A 22,375-nucleotide genomic window follows, 5' to 3' on the forward strand; every position below is an offset into this window, starting at 1 on the left:
GCAGCTTCTCGCTGTCAAGAAGCGTCGAGGCCCTCAATCGATCGGCGACTTGCTGATCGGCTTACTAATTCGTCTTGGAGTGAACCAGGAAAACACTGTAGAATCGAAACCGTCCGAAGCTCTGAAGCCTTAGGCTGAATTGTCGTGCTGCCAAGCACACTAACAACGTCGTCGCATGCCGAGGGTATCGGTGGAGCGTAGCTCTGCTGAGCAAGCCCGTGCTCGAGTGAGATGCTCTGTTAGCGGTTCAAACGCCGGATGAGACAGTGTGGGGCTCTCAGAGCTTCGGATATCTACCAGGGTGGCGAGACTGAACCACCAAAGCTAACCGAGCCGTGCTGGCTGGCCGACAAACAGTGGACTTTGAGTGTCGAAAAAGCTACCCTATTGGTGGTGCCGCTGAGCGTACGCGCGCACTGCAAATTTTCGTTCTGGATATGACAGTACTCAAAAAACCTTCCGCTGTGCTCTGCGCACGCTTCCGTCGGATGAACCCCGTTTTCTCCGGCATCTACAAATGTATCGGAGTCGTCCCTGAAATGCAAAATTACTCAGCGCAGGAGCCCATGCCTGGAAAATCCACCACGTAGGATCCGAGAATCGATCGGTTCGACCGCGACTTCCATGCCACTCAATTCCGAGAAGAACCCGGTTTATTAGCCGGTGGGCGGGATTCTTTGTACTCGCTACGAAATTCTGAACTTTTTTGTTGACAATGCAACATGGGGGGGGGGTATAGTACTCCGATCGTTTGAATGTTCAACTCTCGAATCACAGTTACGAGGATGATTGAAAATGATGAAAACCACTATTTCTGTTGTGGCTCTGCTTGTCGCTGGCATCGCTGCCTCTCACTTCGCCGAACGCATGTCGCCCATGTCCAATCTGCGGGGAGGGTGGAATGGATATAGTTGTGAAGAGTCGTTGGGGGACACGTGCAATATTCCCATTGACAATGACAGTCACATGCCTGAATCGCGATGCGACACAGAAGGACAACAGGTGACGTATTGTTCGGACAATCCAGATCCTCGTTCATGCACAGTCCAGATGTTTGCCAACTGTATTATGGCAGGCTACTCAATCTGCCCTTCCATTGACGTAATTTGCACTCAAGATCCTTATAACTACCATCTGAAATGGGCGCCCTCAGGTGCTGGATCACCGGGATGCGGCCAAGTGACCCGCTGCGGCTCTACTTAGGCAATTCATTATTTGAGGGTGACATCATGGCTTACGGCCCACTACGGGACATCTTGCGTTGGGCGCGGCTCTGTGCCGTGTTTGCCTTGGCAGTCTTCGGATGCGTGCTTGCTTGCTCAACGGTCGACGCAACGGACTTCGAGAATGGTCGTCCGTTGACGACCGAGGAGAAAGCAGCCCGATTCGACGCCATGACCCATCAGGACTGGTTTGCCGGCAAACGATACCGTTACCGAGTCCGTTGCATCATTCAATCGGACGAATCGCCGCCGATTCAGCTGCAAGGGTCACGAGTTGACCTGCTGGCGGACACGGAGCGTGAACTGATCATTGGCGAGCCCTATCGCGGCAGCAACATCTTCCCCCTGTACATTGCCTACAAGATTGAGAATCCAGGCATCCCAATCTATGAAGACGATCAAGTCATTTGGAAGTGGTATGCCTTCAACGGAAGGGAAAGCCGGAGTTGGGAGAACAACTTATTCGACGAGCGTAGTCAGGGCTTGCACCATGACGGTGTTGTCAGCGCCCAAAACTCAGCCCGCTTACTTACGTCCGATCCTTTTTTTGGATTCTTGACCGGCTTGAGTCGTTATCGATGCTCAGGAGGTTCGGTTCCTAAACTCCCGTACTCCTTTAACGAGATTGATTCGCGCGAAATCGACTACCCTCCCTTTGGAGCTTGCGTTGAGTCGCGGGCGAAGGCCTTGGACGAGAGCGGTGAAACCCTGACCAACATTACATTGGATGCTCCTGAATACTTGACGCTTTTCGCATCGAGTGAAAGCCATGTATATCGGCCGATCACCGAGATTGCGACATTCAACCAGCAGCGATTTCCGGGGAAGGGCAGTCGGCAGGACACCGGGTGCACCTGGGAGTACGAACTGATTTCGGTTGAGGATTTCGAAACACCGGCCCGCGCAGCAGATTGGTTTCCCGACTGGCCGCGTGGCACGTCGGTCACAGACAGAACCCGGGACAAGATCCTTCGCATCCCGTTCAGTCCTGGCGAAACGAAGGCGATTCAAGATTACATCTTGACCACCCAGAAACTAGGGTTGCCAGCGATTGGCTGGTCGATCTGGACATGGGTAAGCGCCGTGATGCTCATGATTTTGGTGAGTTTGATCGGTTTCAAGGTCTACAAGAGCATTCGGGCTTAATAATGATGCGTTTTGCAGTGGCGTGTTGGGTCTCCTTCCTCTTGGCAAGTGGCGCCGTGTGTGCGACGGAAGATACCGTGCCCGAGGACGCGTTTTGCGGATCCATTGCAGCAAAGACTTGCGTCGAGCATCTCGGATTCCACTGGCGTCAGACGGCAGAGGTACGCGCACTGGAGGACCTGCCGATCTGCCGTTTCAGTGATATCCAGGCAGCGGTCGAGTCCCTTGATTTGCACGCTTTGCCCTATCCGGCTAAACGCGATGATTTGCCAGAGTTGCGGACGTTTTTAAATCGGCAAGCAGCGAACGTGGCTGCGGTGATCTGGGATCGCGGTAATGTAGCAACCTGGATTCAAACTGGAGAGTCAATAGGGCATTTTATGACGCTGACAGGGATTTCTGAAGATCAACTCGTCTGCTTTGACGGACAAGACGGGCAGGTGCATCGTCGTGAGTTGGCAGATACTCAAGCCGCGTACTTGCTGCTGGTCAGTGGTTCGCCGATCGAAGTTCAACATCTTGAGTATGGTGAGATTCTGGCATTCAGCATTCAAAGCGCCGTAGCATCACCGTTTATTCTGCTGGCATGTGTCTTAGTAATCTTATCGTTGAGACAAAGTAAATCGAAACCGATTAATAACCGTCGTGAGTTACATCCTTTCTCCGCGTTAAGGCGTCGTTCGGAAATAACTTACCCGTTTGACCTGTTCTTGTGTGGTTGAATCTCATAGTTCCAGTCACCGTGAAAGCTGTTACGTTTTAGGCGTATGCTTTGCATCTCATTGTCAGTCACTTTCTGCTCAGTGGAGTGTGGGATGCTGTCTATGAGAACTGGCTCCAGTCAAAACTGACCGTCGGCGACCTTATCAATTTGGAAACAGCGTGATGCAGGACTCGTCGAGCGCATCAAGCGGATCGCACCCGAACGTAGTGCTGAGAGCTATCGAGAACTGCTTCACAGTGCTTGATTTTCGATGATGTCAGTGATTCATCAACGACATTTGCGACGATGCGAGTATCACCATTTCCGAGACTGCGAATCTCGACGTCAAAATTGCCACCGAAAAGAGCCTCGCTAAGTTCGTAGTTCTGCCCAATCAAGAGTAAGTTTGGCGAGTTGATAAGGTGACGCTGAGACTGGTCCTTCTCATTAACCGGCTCAACTTCAGCCAGCTTCCACTTCTTTTCTGGAGCCTCGCGATAGCTGGATGTGACTTGCCAGTCTTCGCATCGGACCGCCGCAAGATATTTTTTGTTTCGAATAAGTGCAATGGTACTCGCCGATTCACCTTCACGAGAGAGTTGGGTCACCATGACACCAGCACCACCACTGGTGCCAAGATAAGATTCACGGCTTGACGCATCGCCCGCCTTTGAAAGCAGCACAGAACCCGACATAGATTTGCTAGCCGTCTCAAATTCCGCCCAGGCTTTTTGTACAGTTTCAAGCGTCTTGTTGCCGCCGGTTTGGGCGCTAGCGACTTCGGGCCGAAGCCCAGACGCAAAAACGCCGGACGCAAGGACCATTGCAACAGCAAAAAAAAGTGGGCCGCGTGATGTTGTCTCTTCTGATCTTGGGGTTTTTAGCATTTCAATTCTCCTCAAAAGTGTACCTGACGACGACTGGAACGACCGTGCCGGCCAGGCAAGGGGTTGGTTTGTTTTTCGCAAAGCCATAGTGGCCAGGACCTTCAGGTATTGCTGACGTCCCCCAGAGATATCCGCGGCGGTAGCATCGGCTGCCAGTTCCTGCTCGAGGCGCAGTCTTGCTACCAGTCCATGCACCAGCGGATGGTAGAAGTGGAACACGGTGCAGAGTTCCGCAAGTGCGAGACTACGAAAGTCATTGCGCGCGATGTGAGCCAATTCGTGAGCCAATACCGCGTGGGCTTCTGCTGCGGACCATGATCGCCACTCGATGGGCAACAGAATGAGTGGTCTGTGCCATCCAATCGTGGCTGGAGTCGCGACATCCTTCGATTCCCGCACGCTGACAGCGCGCGGGCAACCGACTTCTTGCCGCAGCATCTCAAGTACCGACGTGATGGACGCATCTGTAACCGTCTGCGCGGCGTGACCAATATTGATGACGGCTCGCCAGCCGATGCAAAAGCGGAATGCTCCGACAAAAGCCGACAGCGCGAACAGCAGAATTACCACCAACGAGGAGCGCTTCGCGAGTCTAACAATGGATGCAGTAATACCGCTGAACTGTGCCTGCAATCGCTGGAACAGTGTGGCAGACGCTGCAGGCATCTCGACATTTTGTTCACTGGCCGACTCGGCGTCCGCCCTCCCGAAGTCAGCAGGCACAGCAACGTACGGCGACCGTGCTGTCACGACAGCGACCGGATCGTCAGGACCGGAACTCCAGCGCGGCCATGGACTCATTGTGATAGCCGTCAGGCACAGCACGACGATTAATGCCGTATGACTGATACGATTCTGCGATGACGCTCTAAACCGGCTGATCACGATACAGAGAACGGTCGCAATAAAACAAACGATCGTCACTTGCAAGATACAATACAAGAGTTTTAGACCGATGTCGTTCATTGGGACTGCTCCCGTAGAATCTGTTCGAGAGTAGCACGTTCTGTCGCAGTTAGTTTACTCCGTCCCATTAGCTGCACCAACAACTGATCGCGAGATCCGCCAAACACCTTCTGCACCAGATCACTGACAAGGTTACCGGACACGTCTTCAAATGATCGGAGTGAATGATATTGAAACGGTCTCTCGGTGTTTGCTTGCTTGACAAACCCCTTCTCACACAGAATTCGGACCAGTGTCGCCACGGTCGTATACGCAAGATCGCGCCCGTTCGTCGCCAAAGCGTCACGAATCTGGGTGACTGTCTGCTCGCCGTCCGCCCAGAATACGTGCATCACCTCTAATTCGCGTTCGGTGAGTTCTTTTGCCTTCGGCCGAGCCATCGTGAGATCCCTCCTGCTGGCATTTGGTTTTTTAGATTTGGTTTTATAGTACTCGCAGTGGCCGTACCGGTCAAGGTTTTTTGAGAGGTCCATCAGGAACTATTGTGGGTTTCGCTGCGGTGAGCCAAGCGTGCGGGATTTTCAAGGCATCGCGGTGGCGTCCAAATCGTTTTATCACCCACAAATTACTGTGGTAGCATCTGAACGCCGGGAGAAGCGGAAGCAAGCTCGAATGGCGTGGTAAGCACGTCTGGGGAAGTTTTTCCGCATAACTCAATTAGCCGGTGGGCGTTAGCCCCGGTTTTCTGCCGCCAAACGCGAAGCGTTGAAGGAACCGGGGCTAACGCCCACCGGCTAATAGACCGAAACAACTACCCCGACCTGCTTAGCGGAAAAGGTGTCCGGTACCGTTTATTTAAGGTACCGGACACCTTTGTTTTCACAAATGGAATGAACGGAAATCGGCTTGGCGGTTTTCAATCTGACATGCAGATGCCCAATCACCCGTCGGCCGAGATCGCTGCAGGCGGACGGGGCGCTTGGCTTCGCGGCGACCTCAGCTGTTCGGATCGTTGCCGCTGGCAACTTCAAGGGGCTGGCTTTCCAATGTGCTGCTCAAACCAATCGACCGTCGCTGCGATCGCTCGCTGAGCGTCTTGGCCAGTGAATCCGTGGCCGGCATCTTTGAACTCGATTAATTGGTTCGCCACTCCTGCTTCTTCCAGTGCGGCCTGAATGTTGCGGCTGTGGGAGATCGGCACGAGCTCATCCTGGACGCCAGCGAGCAGCAGCGTCGGTGCGTCGTCGGCGGTGACGTGCAGGAGTGGCGAATCGGCAGCAGCACTTTCTTGGTCAATCTCTAGAGCGGGAAACCGATGGTAGGCAGGCAACCAAACCAACACAGAAAAGAATTACGTAACGCATCGTGAGAATAACTCCAAAAATCGCAGGTGGTGAAATGTCAGTCGTTCGCTACTCTCGCCCTATTGTATACTTGTCAACGGAGTCTCCTGGACCGGACCGCCCGGGCATGCTTCAATGGCTGACGAATTTTCCATACGGCTGGATCGATCCGGTTGCGTCGGATTCAACTCCCGTCCCCGCTGGCTGTCGATTTCGTCGATACTGGCGCCGCCATGGTGAGCCGAGCGGCCAGGTATCGGGTAACGCCGCCCACCCGGCCGCTTAGCACCGCACGATGAATAAGTGTCGGTTTTCCTCGTCTCATTCTGTCCTTGGAATCGCTATGGCATCGGATACGACTCCCCCGCTCGATGAATCAATTTGCCGCGTGAGCGACTCCATGGTGGCCAGCGGCGTGTTGGCGTCTCGGGATTATCGGGCTTCGCTGCCGTCGACCAATTCGGCGGCCCTGGAGTGGCTCAGTGATCAACGCGGTGATTCCTCCGCCAACGCGACACTGGCCTCCCAAACGCCGCGTCTGGTGATCGCCGAAACTCAAACGGCCGGTCGGGGGCGACGAGGCCGATCGTGGCTGACCCAAGATGATGGGCTCGCGTTTTCACTCGTACTCGCCAATTGCCACCCACTGCTGTCGATCGCCGTGGGCGTCGCGATCGCTGAGGCGATCGAACATGTTGCCGGACCGGCCCACTGTGGATTGAAATGGCCCAACGATGTTTGGATGAGTGGCACCAAGGTGGCTGGCACACTGATCGAGCGTGTCGATCTGCCGCTGGCCGCCAATGGCTACCCGCAGACCATGGCCGTCATCGGAATCGGTCTCAACGTTGGATCGAGCCCCCGGCTGGACGAAGCCCCGGCAACCTCCGTTTGCGAAGCCACGCGAAAATGGGTGTCCCGATCCGAAGTGCTCACCGAACTCGTCCCCGCCGTAATCGAATGCGCTAACCTGTGTGATTCCAATCCCCAGGAACTGCTGCAGTCGTTCCGCAAACGCTGCGTCCTAACCGGCGAAGGCGTCCGCTGCCACGTCGATGGCGAAATCGTTCAAGGCCGATGCGAAGGCATCGATGACAGCGGCGAGCTGCAGGTCTGGACCGACACCGGCATGCAGCTGTGCCGCAGCGGTGAAGTGAGCCGGGTTCGCAGGGTCTAAACAATGAGCGTTCGCTACAGACAAGTATCCCGACAGGGATTGTAGAGTCGCCTCCTGGTCTTTACCCACAAGTCTTCGTACGCCGAAGGCGTTTTAGAAAATAGCCGGTGGTTTGAGCGCAAGCGAACACCACCGGATTCGTCGCGAAACGCAAGAGCCAACCCCGAATGGGGTTGAAGATCATCCATGACGAGGTCTGCGACCCACTTCGGGGTCGACGCTCCATCTTCAACGAACAACCGCAGGTGGCGCTGCGCTTACCTGCGGCTATTCTCTTCAATCCCTTGCGGGATACTTGTGGGTAATCAACAGCTCGTCGCCTCGTCCACTACGAGGCTGGGCGGACTCGTCGCCTCGTCCACTACGAGGCGATCGGGCGGCGGCTCTTGGTTATACTGGTCGATGATGTCAAACTCCGCCACCGATGAACCGTCCACCTCCACCTCGCTGCTTCAGCGTGTGCGGGGCGGTGAGGACGCGGGGTGGCGATTGCTAACTCAAGTCTACGGGCCGATCGTCTATGGCTGGGCACGGCGGAGCGGGTGCCAGTCTGCGGACGCTGCCGACGTGATGCAAGAGACCTTCGTCGCGGTTTCGCGGGCGATCGGGAAGTTTGACCGCGACCGGGCCGACGCAAGCTTCCGAGGATGGTTGTGGACGATCACCCGCAACAAGATCCGCGACATGGCTCGCCGCCGTTCGATTCGCGCCGATGCCGGCGATCTCGCCGCGGGCGGCACGACAGCTCAGTTAGCGTTGGCTCGATTGCCGCTACCGGGCGGCGGCGATGAGAGTGCGGCCGATCGGACCGGCGCCGCGCCGGAGGAAGCCTCGCTCAGTGAATCCCCGCCGACCGACGCGGACGAGGATTCCGCCTGGGTGCGACGACGAATGATCGAATTTCTGCGGCCCAGTTTCGATGATCGAACGTGGTGGATGTTCTGGGAAACCGTCGTCGTCGGTCGCTCCCCCGATGCCGTCGCTGAGGAAGCGGGCGTGTCGCGGTGGGCGGTGTACAAAGCCCGGGCCCGCGTCCTCCATCGGCTCCGGCGAAACCTCGAAGGGCTGGGCTGAGCCCGACCTGTCCAATGGCTGCGTTGTACTGGGTAGGAATGTCCTTTTTTTACCTCGCCGCCGCCCGGAATGTACGATGATTGCTATGAAACCCAACGGAATCAATCTGAAATGTTTGGATCACTCGGACCTGGTCCAGGTGATCAATGGCGAATGGCCCGCTGAGCGATTTGATTCCGCGCTGGCACATCTCGAACACTGCGAGCGCTGCCGCCGGGTCGCCGAATCGATTCAAACTGACGAGGCCCCGTCGCTCGACGGCCCCGCTGCCGATGAGCTGCAACAGGAAACGGCATGCCAAGCCGCGTTGGCGCGGTTGCTCGAAGCGTCCTCGCCGCCCTTGTCGAGGTCGCCCGACGATCGGTTGGGCGGCCGCGGAATGCCGATCGAGGATTCGTTTCACCGCGACGTCGAGCCGCGGCAAACGCTCGGACCGTACCGGATCCTCCGCCCGCTCGGTGCCGGTGGGATGAGCACGGTGTTGTTGGCCGAGCACCAGCGGCTGCGGCGCCGCTGTGCGATCAAGCTGCTGCCTCGCGAGCGCGTCGATCAACCCGGTTGGCTGGATCGGTTCGAGCGAGAAATGGTTGTCGTCGCGGCGCTGCAGCACGCGCATATCGTCAGCGCCACCGACGCCGGGCACGAGGATGGTTGGCACTATCTCGTGATGGAATACCTCGACGGGCTCGATGTCGGTTGTCTGGCCCGCCGGCTCGGTCCCCTGCCAGTCGCCGACGCCTGCGAGATCGTGCGGCAAGCTGCCTTGGGCCTGTCGGAAATTCATGCCGCCGGTTTGGTGCATCGCGATATCAAACCATCCAACTTGATGCTAACGCGGTCGGGAATTGTCAAAGTCCTCGATCTCGGACTGGTGCTCGCCGGTGACGATCCGATCGGGATCGACGATCGCTTGACCACGGTCGGGCACCTGATGGGAACGGTCGCGTTCATGTCGCCCGAACAGCTCGCCGACAGCCGCGACGTCGACGCGCGGGCGGATGTCTACTCGCTCGGCGCGACGCTGTATCGTTTGATCGCCGGTCGCTCGCCGTTTGAGTCGCGAGGCGGACTGACCAAACAGATTCTGGCGATCACACAAACCGACGCACCCCGCTTGGATGCGATCCGCGAAGACGTTCCTGCGGATGTCACCGATCTCGTCGCCTTGATGCTCGATCGGAATCCGGGGTCGCGGCCTAGCACGGCGGCCGAGATTGCCGAGCGATTGGCTCCCTGTACCACCGGCCACCGCTTGAAACGGCTCGTGCGCAGCGCCTCACGCAACATGGAGGAGGAATCGCCGAGTCTGCAAAACCATCCACTGAGCCTCGCGGCATCACGAAAGCCACCTCGTCGCGGCAATCGATGGTGGCTGGCCGGTGGACTGTTCGCCTTTGCAATCCTGGCGGCGATCGTGTTGAGAATACAAACCGATCGCGGCACCCTCGTCGTGCATTCCGAAGCCGATGACTTGACGCTGGTCGTCTCGCAGGACGATCAAGTCGTCGAGCGATTGCAGATTGATTCGGCTGGCGACCATCGCACCGTGCTGAGAAAAGGCTCCTACCGGGTCGCGATCGAGGGCGGTGGGGAAGCCTTGAAACTCAGCGACGAGGTCGTCACGATCGGTCGCGGCGGGCAGTCGGCGATTGAAATTCGACCCAAGACGCTCGGTGTTGAGGCGGCTTCGAACACCGAGCAGACGCTCCTGTTTCAAGGCCAATCTTTCGATCACTGGATGGGGATTTTGGAGAATGAGCGGGATGTGCACCGAGTCAGCGACGCGATCAGCGCGATCGAGATCTTGTCGCGAGATACCGACCATCGCGAAACAGCAGCCAGCGCGACGCTGCAGCTCGCCCGCCGCTGGGGTGATTCAAATGCTAACAGTAGTTCCGATCCTGAGACCGAGCTGGGACGTGCCTACGTCTACAAGACCGCACTCTACGGTAACTTCCCCGCCTACTTCCCGATGCCGGGCTTGCGGGTGATCGCCAACGAACTTGAAAACGGAAACGCCAAAAGTCGGTTGAGGAGCGTTTCCCTGCTCGGTCGATTTCGCGCTGGACCATCCGAGGGACACGATCCGACTTACGGTCGCGAGCGCGCGATTGACGAGCTGGAACGTTTCGTCATCCAGCCCAAGGGCACGGAACTCATCGGCTCGATCATAGAGCGGATCCAGCCGATTGCTGCCGGTGAGGTCGATGCCGGGGATTCGCTGGCGACGAAGCGGGCAGCGGAGTCCGCGCTGGACTCCGCTTTGTGGTTGAGTCTATCGGTCGATTCCAAGTCGATCGACACGGTGTGGATTCAGCGGGCGGTCCGGGAACGCATCGACGCACGGACCGAGCAATGGGCGGCGGTGGATGATCAAGGCAATCGGGCGCATCCCGGATCGCACGGGATTCCCCGATCAGGTCTCGAAAACCTCTGGGGGCTCAGCGAAGACGAATTGCTCGCTGCCGTGCGTCTGCGAGAACGAGATGACTTGCTCGCCCGCTGGGATGAATACCTGTGCGCCGTGATGATCGACAAATGGTTCCAACGATTCTCCCATCGCTCCGACGAAGCATTTGCATTACTGTCTGAGTACGCGCCGCAGGTCTTGCTCGACCAAATAGCGAAAGAGCTCGAATCGATGCGAGTCCCCGTAGTCGGTACCTGGAGCCGTCTTCGGTCCGACAGGAGACGCGGCACTAACGTTCCGGCGTCATTGCTAGCGGAACCAAACTCGATCTGGACCCTCGCATTGCCTTTTTACGCCGAACGCATCACGCCTGATCCGTCGAAAGTCGAGCTCTTGGTGACCCTCGACGGGGTGATTCGTGGGTTTGAATCTCCCACGATCGACGCCGAAGACTTTCGTCTGCTGAAGTCGGCGATCGAGCGGCTCGTTGAGCGGAGCAGTAGGTAAGAGACGGTTGGTTGGCTACGCGGGAAGCGACGTTTTGAAATTAGAGAACCGCGGCATCGATACGCGTTCCCCTGTCAGGCAAGCTGACTGGGGATCCGGTTTGGTGGGCAATCATCAGAGCCCGCTTTTTCCATGGGATTTCAAAAGCAATTCTGGAGGTCTAAACTGCTAGACACCTCCAACGCACCACAGGACCACGCGAGCAAAAACATGGCTGAGAACGAACAAGAACTTCTGGAGCGACTCGGCGGACCGGCCGCAGTCGCCGACTTCATCAAGGAACTCTACGAGCGCGTGTTGGCTGACCCGGCACTGGCGCCGTTCTTTGAAAAAACATCGATGGACCGGGTGCGCAAGATGCAGTATGAGTTCTTGGTGGCTGCATTGGATGGGCCGGTATCCTATTCGGGTGCCGAGCTGACCGCCGTTCATCGAGGGCGCGGGATCACGGACCAGCACTTTGCAACATTCTGTGGTCACTTTGCCGACGTGCTCGAAGCCCACGGCATCTCGAGCGCTGATATCGATTTGGTCCTGTCACGACTGTCGATGGCGAAGGACAAAGTCGTGGGAACTACGAATACGGGCGGTTGAGTTTTTCGAACTTCATCGCACTTGCTCCGACGGCATAACTCAGCCCAACGGCGCTCGTCACCACGGCATCAGGCGAATTGGCGTACAATCGTCGTACGATACATGATCTACTGAAGGAGAAATGAAATGTCACTGTTCACTGGAAAAGCGTTGGTGGTTCCTTGGGACTTTTCCGAGATGTCTCAAGCCAGTCTGCAGAAAGCGATCGACTGCGTCGATGATCCGAGCTTGATTCGTGTCGTCCATGTCGCAACGCTACCGCCTGCGGGCGAGCCCGGAGTGCTGTGGGGGACGGTGACAGAGGATTCGATCGCCGAACACTGCCAGGAATCCTTCGCCAAGTATTGTCAGGGCAAACCGGGATACGACCGAGTGACATTCACCACCTTGTTCGGCGACCCCGGCAGCCAGATCACGGAGTACGCCGAGAATGAGAACGCTGAGTTGATCATTATCTCGTCACACGGTCATACCGGCTTGGCGCACCTGTTCATCGGCAGTGTTGCTGAGCGGGTCGTGCGGCTGGCGCACTGCCCCGTCCTCGTCCTGCGCAGCTGAACTCATTCATCGCATGGTTATCATGGAATCAGGTTAGCAACCATAGGGACATCGCGCTTTGTCAACCATTTCGACTGGCGGCCTCGTGCCGCGAAGACGGCGGACTTCCTGTCAACCAACAAGAAAGGCCACCTTGCGGTGGCCTGTTGAAACGTCGTTTTAATGGCTCATCCGATGGAAGCGTGCGCCCGAGGTTTTCAAGGCATGGCTCCAGTATCGAAGGATTTATTTGTGGGATGTGATTATCAATGTTAGACTGGCACTGCCGGGAGAAACGGAGCCGAGCTCTGCAGAGGTGCTGGCTTGGCAAGGGATATCTCGGTCGCCAGCGTTTCCCTGCAAAAGCGGTACGCCAATGGTGTTGTCGGTCCCTGGCGAGCGTTTGTTCGTCAGGGACGCATTTTTGAACGATCATTGGATACTACAGCCATGCCTCAAAAAACCTCCCGCTGTGTTCTGCGCACGCTTCCGTCGGATGAACCATTGAAAATGGGTTCAAGTTACCGATTTTTAGATTGAGATACAGCGAGAGATAGATGCTCGAAGTCGAATCCACTTCGGTGTGAAGGCTGGCATGAGCGTCGATCGGCCATGGCGGATCGGGACGATCGTTACGTCGGAGGGGTTTGTTGATGGCAATCATTTCATTGTCTCAGCAGAATCCGTGTGAGTGCGAGCTTGATTGAATGATAGCATCGACTCGAACCATGGTGTGCGTCCCGAACGATGGGGGGAGCGGGCCTCTGTATTCCCATCGGTGGCGGTCTGCGCACCTGCCGATAGTGGCCACTGCCCGCTTGGTCTACAATTCGCCCTCCTGCTATTGCCGAGCGTTTTGGCGATAATCTGGACGAACGCTACGCCAGTGCATCCATCATGTTAGTCGACGCCGCCTCCAACACTCACAACCTCAAGACCTCTCTCGTGATTTCGGGCTTGGTCGCAGTGGCGGGCTGTGTGGTGAGCCTGTTTTCGCTGTGGGGGCTCGTGCTGCTGCCCATCGCTGTGGGCGTGTTCTTTCTACTCAGACGTAAAACGCTGCGGCGTTTACGGGTGATCGCGAGTCCCTTTCCCGACGCCTGGGAAGCCACCTTGCAATCCCAAGTCGAGTACTTTCGCGGGCTGGCGCCGGATCAGCAAACTCGGTTTCGCAACCTGATGAAGGTGTTTCTCGATGAGGTCACGATCACAGGCATCCGTACCGACGTCGATGATGAGACACGGGCTCTGGTCGCCGCCAGCGCGGTGATTCCGATCTTGGGATTCTCCGATTTTGAGTACGCGGGACTCGGAGAGGTCCTGATCTACCCCAACTCGTTCGACGAGGGCTACCAGAGCGACGGTGGTGGCGACGCCCACACGCTCGGCATGGTCGGAACGCACCACCTCAGCGGCGTGATGATCCTTTCCAAACCGTCGCTGATCCAAGGCTTCGCGAACACGTCGGACAAGCGGAATGTGGGCATTCATGAGTTTGCTCACTTGGTTGACAAGGCCGACGGGGATGTCGATGGTGTGCCTTTGATCGCCGATGCGGAAACCTTCGAACCTTGGGTGCGTTGGGTTGGCAAAGAACTTCATCGCGAAGTATCGGGCAATGAGTACATCGACGACTACGCGTTCACCAACGAAGCCGAATACTTCGCTGTGCTGAGCGAGTATTTTTTCGAAGCTCCCGAGCTGCTCGAACAAAAGAACCCCAAGCTCTACGAGATGATGCAAAAGATGTATCATCAGAATCCCAAGAGCATCTTGAACCACGTTTTCAGTCGGCCGGGCCGCGTTGGTCGCAACGCCCCTTGCCCCTGTGGAAGTGGTAAGAAATTCAAGTATTGTTGTAAACGCAAATTGCAAACCTGACCCTTCCTTCCAAGGAACCGAAATTCATGTCTGATTGGCCACTGGGTGTATTCGCCTCGATCGACGCAGGCCTCGGCGTAGCCTGGCCCGTGATCCGCGAGCTAGGCGTACCGACGATTCAGCTGCACGCACCGCACGGGGGAAACCGTACGCGGGAGGCCGCTGAAAACTTCGCTGCCCAGCTGCGGGAGCAGAACATCCGCTGCACCGCCGTCTTCGGTGGCTTCGAGGGCGAGAGCTATGCCGACATCCCCACCGTTGTTCGCACCGTGGGCCTTGTCCCCGAGGCCACCCGAGCGGCACGACTCGCCGAAATGCTCGAGATCAGCGACTTTGCCAAACTGCTCGGCGTCGACTGCGTCGCACTGCACTTGGGATTCGTGCCTCACGATACGTCCGACCCTGGTTACGCCAGCATTGTCGATGTCACCCGTCAACTCTGCGATCACTGTGAGAGCAATGGTCAGTTCCTGCACCTGGAGACCGGCCAAGAGTCCGCCGACGGATTGCTGACGTTCATCGCAGCGGTCGATCGGGCGAACTTAAAAATTAACTTCGATCCCGCCAACATGGTTCTCTACGGAGCGGGCGATCCAATCGAGGCTCTCCGTCAACTCGGACCTCATGTCCGCAGCATCCACTGCAAAGATGGCGTGGCCAGTGACCAACCGGGCGTGACCTGGGGTCAAGAGGTGCCACTGGGTGAAGGCGATGTGGGAATGGAAACGTACCTCAAGACGCTCGATGAAATCGGTTACACGGGGCCACTGACGATCGAGCGTGAGATCCCCGAAGACCCCGCGCGGCAAAAAGCCGAAATCGGCGCTGCCTTGGAACTACTTCAGGGATTGAAAGCCAAATTGGGCAAAGAGTGACGCAGTCGCAGATGGCTGAGAATCCCGATTTTGCTTCCATCGACCGTTTCTTCGTCTACGGGACGCTGTGCCGTGGACAATGCCGCGAGCGATGCTGGCCCTGCCAGCCGCTCGTGGTCACCCCCGCGTGGACATGGGACAAACTATATGGACGCGCCGATTACCCTGCGATGCGTCCGGGAACCGATCGCGTGATCGGCGAATGCTGGCGATTCGCTAGCGATGATCTGCCACGGGTCCGCAGCGTTCTCGACCAAATCGAAGTCACGGGCCAACCGGGCGTGCCCAATCTCTATGATCCGGTAGTCGTCGAGGTTTACGATCTCCGATCGATCCAACAGGAGGCAATCTCATCGGCCCACTGCATCGGCAGCGCCCATGCCTATCACTACAGCACGCCGCCCGAACAGGATGGCTTTGCCTGGATCACCCCGCAGAACGGGCAAGGTGTCCGCTGGCCGGCGTGAGCTAACGATTACCCACAAAGAAAACCCAGGCGTTGCCGGGGCTATCATAGGATTGCCCCGTTGGGGCGTCCGAACCGCGTCAGCGCATAGGGGGCTGGGTCGATGTGTGGGGTTTCGCCGGTTATCTGTTGAGCGAGCAGCAAGCCTGTTCCCGTGCCGGTGGAGAGCCCCACCATGCCGTGCCCGGCGGCGACGTACGCGTTGGCTACCTGCGGTGCCGGGCCAAGGCATGGTATGTCGTCGTAGACCATCGGCCGCCATCCCGCCCATGGCGCTTCGGGCTGCTTCGGTAGCGGAGTCCGCAGGTAGCTTCGAGCGTCATCGAGGATTCGCTGCATGCGAGAGGGATCGATCGATCGGTCATACCCAGCGAAGCGCATCGTCGAGCCAACGCGAAACTGATTACCCCAGGGCGTCACCGCCACGTGACTGTCCTCGAAAATCATGGGTAATTGAGGCGCTCGGTCAACGCTCGAAAACGTCATCGAATAACCCTTGCCAGGAATGACTGGAATCTGACAGCCGAGCGGTTTGGCGAATCGAGGAGCCTCGGCACCGCTGGCGATCAAATACTTCTCCGCCCGCATCATGCCGTGATTGGTATCGATGCCCGTGACCTTGCCGTTGTCAACATCGAGTCCCGTGACCTCGCAACCTTCCACGATCTGGCAACCCGCGTCGGCGAGCCGGCCTCGCAGCCACTGCATCAATTGACCGGGATGAGCGTGCGAATCGCCTTCGAAGATCCAACCGCCCGCAATTTCGTCGACCAGGGTGGGCTCGCGCTCGATCATCGCATCACGTTCGAAACGGGTGGCATGCACGTCGTATTGGCTCGCCAATACATCGGCCGTTTTCTGAAACTCCTCAAAACTTCGCTGGCCACGATGCACCATCGCCAGTCCCGAATTGTGCCACTGGCAATCGAGTCCCCGATCGCGAACCAATCCTCGATATAGCGACATCGAGGTCCGGAGCAGTGCATGGCGAGCGGTCGCCGCCTGCGTTTTGGGTTTTTCGAAACACTGCCGCGAAAACTGAAACATCCATTTCCACAACGTCGGGTCCAAACGCATCGCCATCGAGATCGCGCCGCGACCGGTCAGGATCTGCGGGAGCGTGTGCGCGACCGCGCCCGGAGCACAGAGCGGCATCACGTGGCTGGGACTGATGTATCCGCAGTTCCCAAAGGAAGCGCCCGATCCGATGGTATCCCGCTCGACAATCCGCACCCGAACACCGCGCTCAATCAAATAGAACGCCGTCCAACAACCAATCACACCACCACCGACGATGATCACATCGACGGGATCTTCATTGGGTTGAGACGGGGAACGGGAACGCGAGTTTGACATTTGGGAGACCGTAAGGAACGCGGGAGTGAAAAGTGTCGCGGTGGACGAGGCAACGAGTCCTTTCGCTGTGCGTGATCAATTGGCTTAAGCAGATATGAACAAATTGTTCGGTATATTAGCCGGTGGGCGCTAGCCCCGGTTCCATTGACGCTTTGCGTTTAACGCGAGAAAACCGGGGCTAGCGCCAAATGGCATTTACTTTAGTTTTCGAAGCGGTCTTGGTAACCCGACGCGTGAGCGAGGATGATCTGTTGACCACGCAAAGCACTGCATTTTCCTCGCTGACGCATCGGGTTTCCAATCTCGCCATGCCCCAAACGAGGCCAAAGTAAGTGCCATTCGGCTAGCGCCCACCGGCTAATTGAGTTACACCGAAAGAATTACCCATACCTGCTTTTCAGGGCTCGCCGCCTCATCCAGTACTGAAAGGAGACTCGTTGTCTCCTGATCATTACCCACAAAACCGGATCCCCTGCCAGTTTGTCTGATAGGAATCTCCGTTTTGTGATTAGATCAAGATGGAGCAGTCACCCCGCTCCCATGCGGGCTTGGCCTGCATGAGAGCAAAATTGATCGACTTGGTTTCCTGTCAGACAAGCTGACAGGGGAACTTGTGTCGATACCGCGGTTTCCTAATTGGAAAACGTCGCTTCGGCGTGTGACAAGCACACGGGGAAGCAAACTTGTGGGTAATCAACAGCTCGTCGCCTCGTCCACTACAGAAAAGCGATGCTGAATGCGATCAGTGCCGAGCACACTCATTCCGTCGTGAATTCCCACAGCGGAATTTCATCGCGAGTGAGGGGTGCGTCGCGCTGCGGATCGTCCCACAATGATGCCTCAAGCAATGCGATTGGGATACTCCCCTGGCGCATGACCGCATCATGAAATTCCTTCAGTGTGCCGCGTTCCTGAGCAACCCAGCGATCGGCGAGCTGACGCAACTGCATCGCCCCGAGCATGTAGGCGGCTTGGTAGAGCGGCGGGTAACTCGGACCGACGCTCCGCCGGACTTCCGCCTCCGCACTGAGTCGATCGAAGCCCACATTGTCGACGAGGAAATCGACACATTGATCCGGTGACATCTGTCCGAGGTGGAACCGCAACGAGAAGAGGATCCGGGAGTAGCGGTGAGCCCGCCACACCAAGAACCCCATGCGTTCCTCGGGCGATCGGGTGAATCCGTTTTCCTCCAACACGAATTCCCAATACAGAGCCCAGCCCTCGAGCCAGAAAGGCGTGCCGAAGCCATCTCGCTGTGTTTCAAATCGATTCATCTGAAAAAACTGCATGTGATGGCCGGGGATCAGTTCGTGATGCACCGTTGCCCGCACGAAGGGGATATTGTTGGCCCGGAGACTCTGGCGTTTCTGGTCCGCCGTCATCCCCGATGTGGGAAAGGAAACACTGATCACTTCCCCACCGGTGAAGAATGGATTGACGAGTTGCCGCTGCGGACTCATCATCTCCATCCGCCATGATGCGCGGGCGAGCCGATCGATGGAAATCAGATTGCGATCGAGCAACCACTGCACCGAATCATCGGCCGTTTGCTGGATCAACTCGGGTTGCTCTCCCGGTGCGACGTGCAGCGTCTTGATCTTTTCAACGGCCGCCCGCCAATCATCGCCGAATCCCATCTCGCGGGCGGTCTTGACCATCTCCACTCGGCACTGCTCATACTCGCTTTGGGCGAGCTGCAGCAGTTTCGCGGGAGTGTCGGCTATGAACTCGCGCCGCAATTCGATCATGAGCCGCTCTCGGGTCGCCACACGACCTGAGATCCCGCTGTCATCGGCAGCGCGAGAAACAATGTTCTCCGCGGTGCGTTCGAACTGCATCCTTTGCAGCTGATAATCGATCTCAGCGATCAATAGGTGATAGTCGACTTGGTCGGCACGCGGCCAGGATTCAAAAGGTTGGTCGGCGGGACGAAACTTCTCTAGTGACGTCTTCCACTGAGTCAGAAATCGTTCTTTCTTCTGTTCAGCGGCAGCCTGACGTTTCGCGTCTCGCTTGCGTTGCCGGGATCCCCGGTCGAGTTGCCGAAGTTCGCTGCGGAACCGCTTCATCACGCCTGGCAAATGGCGAGTCGACACGTCCCGATAGGCGGAGAGATCCGGATAGCCCTCGTCCAGCATCGACTCGACCAACACGGGTTCACCTGCGTTCGGATCAAGATGATTTGCCTTGCCATCGGTAGCGGACGCCACTTGGTCATCACGTCGCTGGCGTTTGGATTTGCCATTGTCGTCACCTTGCTCGCGATCCTGCTTGGTGTCGGAATCTTGACGAGTCAACGAGCGCAGGCGATCTGACAATTGCTTTGCCGTTTCACCCGCCCACCAATCGAACTGGGGGTCGTAATCGGCATAAAAGACTCGCCAAGATTCAAATTGTTTGGCTAGTTCCTCGAGGACCGTGATCTCCTCGTCCTCAACGGAATCCACTTGGCTTTGAATATCCTCGAGAGTTTGAGCGATAGCTGGCCAATCTCGGGTCTCGCCACGCCGCTGCCAAGCGCACAATTCGACGAGCGGTGCGACAAAGGGATACTTCGCCGCGACTTTGCCAGCATTTTCCTCGTCGATCTTCCACTGATCCCGGTCGCGAGCAACTCGCTCAGCAAGATCCAAGCGGGCCGCTTCATCGGCGTCGCCCTGACTCTTTCCCTCGGCCAGTTTTGCGTCCCAAGCATCGAGGAACCGTTCGACCTGAACCAATCGTTCCGGAGCAATAGCCAGTGGCAGACGACTGGTCAGACTGCGGAAATCGGTGGCATAACGATCGGCGGCGAGTTGCCAGGTCGACTCCGCTGGGATCGCTTGGAGCTGTTCCACCGTGACCACTTCTTTCTCGTCGTCGGCAGCGTCTTCTTGGCTCTGCTCGGTGCCCGATTTCGCCTGCAGTTTCTCGACAAAGAACTCGCGAGTCAGTTGGCGGCCATATTTGCCCCCGTCACTGTGCCCCATGCCGGGAACCATCAGGTAATCGAATCGTTTGTCCGCGTTGATCAAAGCGTCAACTAAGCGAAACGTCGATTCCGGCGGGACATTCTCATCGAGTTCACCGACGATCAAAAACAGATCGCCTTGCAATTGGGAAGCGTTGTCGATGTTGCTCGATTCGGAGTAGTGCTTCCCGACGGGATACCCCATCCATTGTTCGTTCCAGGACGCCTTGTCCATGCGGTTGTCGTGGCAACCGCATGCTGCCACAGCGGCATCGTAGAAATCGCCGTGAAAGATCAATGCGCCGCATGCATTCTGTCCGCCTGCAGAGGTACCGTAGATACCGACCCGATCGATATCCATCGCCGGGTATTCTTTCGCTGCGGCTTTCATCCAAGCGATGCGGTCGGGAAAGCCCGCGTCCTTCAAATTGTGCCAGCACACATCGTGCAACGCTTTGGAACGGTTCGCGGTCCCCATCCCATCGATGCGGACGACGATGAAGCCCAGTGAGGTCAGATCGTGGTACCAGGCTGAATTGCGGTACTGCTTGGGTACATGCGAATCGTGAGGCCCGGCGTAGATGTTCTCAATCACCGGGTAGACGCGATCCGATTCGGGATCGTAGTCATCGGGGAAGGCGATGAATCCCCAAATATCCGTTTCCCCGTCGCGGCCTTTGGCCGAGAAGACTTGGGGCAGCGGTGCGTGTACGTCTTCGGGAACAATTCGCTCGGCCTCGGCGAGCGTGGCGATCAATTCACCCGTCTCACAGCTGCGTAGTTGATGAACCGGCGGCAGATCCACGCGGCTGTACGAGACCACCGCGTAGCGACGGTCATCGGACAGCTGAACCTCGTGATCGCCATCCCCATCGGTCAGCACCTGGAATCCGCTGCCATCCAAATTGACTTTGGCCAGATGGTGATGATAGGGATCTTGGTCGTCGTGGTACTCCCCAACGGTCATCCAGACCTCGCGATTGGATTCATCGATCTCGATTATCTTGCGAACCAGAAAATCCCCGCTCGTGATCGGGGTCGTAGGCTCTAGGCCACTCAGATCAACCAGATACAGATGGCGATAACCGCTCTTCTCGCTCGCATAGATCACTTCATCGGTTTGCGTCAGATAGCTCACCAGGCGGACCGGTGGGCCGTGGCCGGTCCAGATAAACGTATCGGTCGATTCGTCGATGGGCGTGCGAATCGTGTTGCCGATCGGATCGAGGACGAACAAGCGAAAACGTTGATGGCCACGATCGATCTTCTCGATCAGCATCTCATGCTCGCCCCGCCAACGAACCAGTGGTCGACTGAAATCTATCACAGGCAGCTCGGTCGGCAACGGTTGCCACGTCTGAGTATCGATGGCAATCAGCTCATAGGCGTCCATGCGATCACCGGGCAGTTCGTAGGAGCGCTGATGCAGTTGCGCTCGACCGCCATCCCGCGGCGATGATTCCAACGTGAAGACCGGCAGATGTTCTCCTGGTGTGCGCTTCCAAACGGCGATGACTTTGCCGTCGGGTGAGACTTCGGGGCGGACCAGCGATTGGTTGTCCTCGAGGACATCGTCGAGGGCTTCGATCGGCTGCCACGGCTGGTCTTGGCCGGCGGAATCGTTGCTGCGTCGCTCGAGCTTTCCGTCGCGAATTCGCACCTGCCATTTGGCGTCACTTTGCGAATTATCCCGTCTTCCACGACGGGAGCGCGGTCGCTGTCGTTGCTCGCGGGGGAACACTTTCTCGATGCTCACCCGGTGTGGGGCGGGCCCGGCCGTCACGCTGCCATAGAAGCGATCGTCTTCCCCGATCGCGACCCAAACGTGTCCGACGTAGGTGTGCTGACGGATCGATTTACCGGGTGCGACCTTCTGATAGGCCGTGCGGCGCCCCCCGGTATCGACCCAGTAGAGCTGAACGGGCTGTTTCGTCTCGTTGACAAATTCAACTTCGGTCACGTCGTCGGAGGGTCCCGAGCGGGGGACTGCACCACCAGCCAGACCCGATGTGGCATTGTCCGACTGTCCTTCCTCCGGCTCGTCCACCTTCATTTCGCCTGCGGCCGCATCGACGCGGACCGTTTCCATCACACCGTCGCTGTTCTCGCGGCGGAACCAAAAATGGTCCGGGTCGGTCCAGTGTGGTGTGATTCGCAGGTTGGTGGTGCGGACGGTGGCGGGTTGCTGGTCCGCCGGGGCTGCCTGAGCTGGCGGTGTGGACGGGTTGGCCATCAGGGTCGCGATCGCCGCGACTATCCCAATGAGCCGGTTCGAAAAGAAAGCATTTCGTCGCATCGGTAGAGAGACCTTGCAGTGGAGTGAACGCCGATCCGAAA

Annotated in this window: 15 protein-coding genes; 10 read left to right on the forward strand and 5 right to left on the reverse strand. The window is 57.4% G+C overall.

Annotated features, from left to right (window positions below):
• The first annotated feature begins 1,169 nt into the window (after nt 1-1,169).
• Together CA85_RS15420 and CA85_RS15425 are read left to right on the forward strand one after the other, a co-directional pair.
• Nucleotides 1,170-2,369 (forward strand): hypothetical protein, encoded by a 1,200-nt coding sequence (locus tag CA85_RS15420; RefSeq protein WP_186774974.1) that lies wholly within the window; start codon nt 1,170-1,172, stop codon nt 2,367-2,369.
• 2 nt (nt 2,370-2,371) lie between these two features.
• Nucleotides 2,372-3,091, forward strand: coding sequence for a hypothetical protein (locus CA85_RS15425; RefSeq protein WP_186774975.1), 720 nt, complete (start codon nt 2,372-2,374; stop codon nt 3,089-3,091).
• 184 nt (nt 3,092-3,275) lie between these two features.
• On the opposite strand, the gene CA85_RS15435 is transcribed toward CA85_RS15425, so the two are convergent.
• The 3 genes from CA85_RS15435 to CA85_RS15450 form a co-directional block, all read right to left on the reverse strand.
• On the reverse strand, nt 3,276-4,925 hold the full coding sequence (locus tag CA85_RS15435; RefSeq protein ID WP_146392243.1) for a M56 family metallopeptidase: 1,650 nt from the start codon (nt 4,923-4,925) through the stop codon (nt 3,276-3,278).
• Nucleotides 4,922-5,398: a BlaI/MecI/CopY family transcriptional regulator gene (locus CA85_RS15440; RefSeq protein WP_222435457.1), complete on the reverse strand. Its 477-nt coding sequence runs from the start codon at nt 5,396-5,398 to the stop codon at nt 4,922-4,924. The genes CA85_RS15435 and CA85_RS15440 overlap by 4 nt, the downstream gene beginning before the upstream one ends.
• Before the next feature lie 494 nt (nt 5,399-5,892).
• Complete coding sequence (locus CA85_RS15450) at nt 5,893-6,207, reverse strand: alpha/beta hydrolase family protein (RefSeq protein ID WP_146392245.1); 315 nt, start codon at nt 6,205-6,207, stop codon at nt 5,893-5,895.
• Between the two features lie 344 nt (nt 6,208-6,551).
• On the opposite strand from CA85_RS15450, the gene CA85_RS15455 reads away from it, so the two are divergent.
• The 8 genes from CA85_RS15455 to CA85_RS15495 all read left to right on the forward strand — a co-directional run bounded on the left by CA85_RS15455 (nt 6,552) and on the right by CA85_RS15495 (nt 15,730).
• Complete coding sequence (locus CA85_RS15455; RefSeq protein ID WP_146392246.1) at nt 6,552-7,385, forward strand: biotin--[acetyl-CoA-carboxylase] ligase; 834 nt, start codon at nt 6,552-6,554, stop codon at nt 7,383-7,385.
• Between the two features lie 402 nt (nt 7,386-7,787).
• Complete coding sequence (locus CA85_RS15460; RefSeq protein WP_246112841.1) at nt 7,788-8,459, forward strand: RNA polymerase sigma factor; 672 nt, start codon at nt 7,788-7,790, stop codon at nt 8,457-8,459.
• Between the two features lie 76 nt (nt 8,460-8,535).
• Nucleotides 8,536-11,376 carry a serine/threonine protein kinase gene (locus CA85_RS15465; RefSeq protein ID WP_186774977.1) on the forward strand — a complete coding sequence of 947 codons (2,841 nt, stop codon included), beginning with the start codon at nt 8,536-8,538 and terminating at the stop codon, nt 11,374-11,376.
• 210 nt (nt 11,377-11,586) lie between these two features.
• On the forward strand, nt 11,587-11,970 hold the full coding sequence (locus CA85_RS15470; RefSeq protein ID WP_146392248.1) for a group I truncated hemoglobin: 384 nt from the start codon (nt 11,587-11,589) through the stop codon (nt 11,968-11,970).
• A 126-nt stretch (nt 11,971-12,096) separates the two neighbouring features.
• Nucleotides 12,097-12,528, forward strand: a complete 432-nt coding sequence (locus CA85_RS15475; protein ID WP_146392249.1) for a universal stress protein — start codon at nt 12,097-12,099, stop codon at nt 12,526-12,528.
• A gap of 876 nt (nt 12,529-13,404) precedes the next feature.
• Nucleotides 13,405-14,388 (forward strand): zinc-dependent peptidase, encoded by a 984-nt coding sequence (locus tag CA85_RS15485; protein WP_146392251.1) that lies wholly within the window; start codon nt 13,405-13,407, stop codon nt 14,386-14,388.
• Between the two features lie 26 nt (nt 14,389-14,414).
• Nucleotides 14,415-15,263 carry a sugar phosphate isomerase/epimerase family protein gene (locus tag CA85_RS15490; protein WP_146392252.1) on the forward strand — a complete coding sequence of 283 codons (849 nt, stop codon included), beginning with the start codon at nt 14,415-14,417 and terminating at the stop codon, nt 15,261-15,263.
• A gap of 11 nt (nt 15,264-15,274) precedes the next feature.
• Nucleotides 15,275-15,730 carry a gamma-glutamylcyclotransferase family protein gene (locus CA85_RS15495; protein WP_146392253.1) on the forward strand — a complete coding sequence of 152 codons (456 nt, stop codon included), beginning with the start codon at nt 15,275-15,277 and terminating at the stop codon, nt 15,728-15,730.
• A 44-nt stretch (nt 15,731-15,774) separates the two neighbouring features.
• On the opposite strand, the gene CA85_RS15500 is transcribed toward CA85_RS15495, so the two are convergent.
• Nucleotides 15,775-17,085 (reverse strand): NAD(P)/FAD-dependent oxidoreductase, encoded by a 1,311-nt coding sequence (locus CA85_RS15500; protein ID WP_146392254.1) that lies wholly within the window; start codon nt 17,083-17,085, stop codon nt 15,775-15,777.
• A 758-nt stretch (nt 17,086-17,843) separates the two neighbouring features.
• Nucleotides 17,844-22,334, reverse strand: a complete 4,491-nt coding sequence (locus CA85_RS15505; protein ID WP_146392255.1) for a DUF885 family protein — start codon at nt 22,332-22,334, stop codon at nt 17,844-17,846.
• Nucleotides 22,335-22,375 lie beyond the last annotated feature (41 nt).

This window comes from Allorhodopirellula solitaria, assembly GCF_007859855.1.
GTDB classification, from domain to species: domain Bacteria; phylum Planctomycetota; class Planctomycetia; order Pirellulales; family Pirellulaceae; genus Rhodopirellula; species Rhodopirellula solitaria.

Excerpts from the sequence above, each read along its gene's own strand:
- CA85_RS15435 (WP_146392243.1), bottom strand. The coding sequence starts at position 4,925 with ATGAACGACATCGGTCTAAAACTCTTGTATTGTATCTTGCAAGTGACG.
- CA85_RS15500 (WP_146392254.1), bottom strand. The coding sequence starts at position 17,085 with ATGTCAAACTCGCGTTCCCGTTCCCCGTCTCAACCCAATGAAGATCCC.
- CA85_RS15495 (WP_146392253.1), top strand. The coding sequence starts at position 15,275 with ATGGCTGAGAATCCCGATTTTGCTTCCATCGACCGTTTCTTCGTCTAC.
- CA85_RS15425 (WP_186774975.1), top strand. The coding sequence starts at position 2,372 with ATGATGCGTTTTGCAGTGGCGTGTTGGGTCTCCTTCCTCTTGGCAAGT.
- CA85_RS15470 (WP_146392248.1), top strand. The coding sequence starts at position 11,587 with ATGGCTGAGAACGAACAAGAACTTCTGGAGCGACTCGGCGGACCGGCC.
- CA85_RS15485 (WP_146392251.1), top strand. The coding sequence starts at position 13,405 with ATGTTAGTCGACGCCGCCTCCAACACTCACAACCTCAAGACCTCTCTC.
- CA85_RS15420 (WP_186774974.1), top strand. The coding sequence starts at position 1,170 with ATGCGGCCAAGTGACCCGCTGCGGCTCTACTTAGGCAATTCATTATTT.
- CA85_RS15505 (WP_146392255.1), bottom strand. The coding sequence starts at position 22,334 with ATGCGACGAAATGCTTTCTTTTCGAACCGGCTCATTGGGATAGTCGCG.
- CA85_RS15455 (WP_146392246.1), top strand. The coding sequence starts at position 6,552 with ATGGCATCGGATACGACTCCCCCGCTCGATGAATCAATTTGCCGCGTG.
- CA85_RS15490 (WP_146392252.1), top strand. The coding sequence starts at position 14,415 with ATGTCTGATTGGCCACTGGGTGTATTCGCCTCGATCGACGCAGGCCTC.
- CA85_RS15440 (WP_222435457.1), bottom strand. The coding sequence starts at position 5,398 with ATGGACCTCTCAAAAAACCTTGACCGGTACGGCCACTGCGAGTACTAT.
- CA85_RS15465 (WP_186774977.1), top strand. The coding sequence starts at position 8,536 with ATGATTGCTATGAAACCCAACGGAATCAATCTGAAATGTTTGGATCAC.
- CA85_RS15460 (WP_246112841.1), top strand. The coding sequence starts at position 7,788 with ATGATGTCAAACTCCGCCACCGATGAACCGTCCACCTCCACCTCGCTG.
- CA85_RS15475 (WP_146392249.1), top strand. The coding sequence starts at position 12,097 with ATGTCACTGTTCACTGGAAAAGCGTTGGTGGTTCCTTGGGACTTTTCC.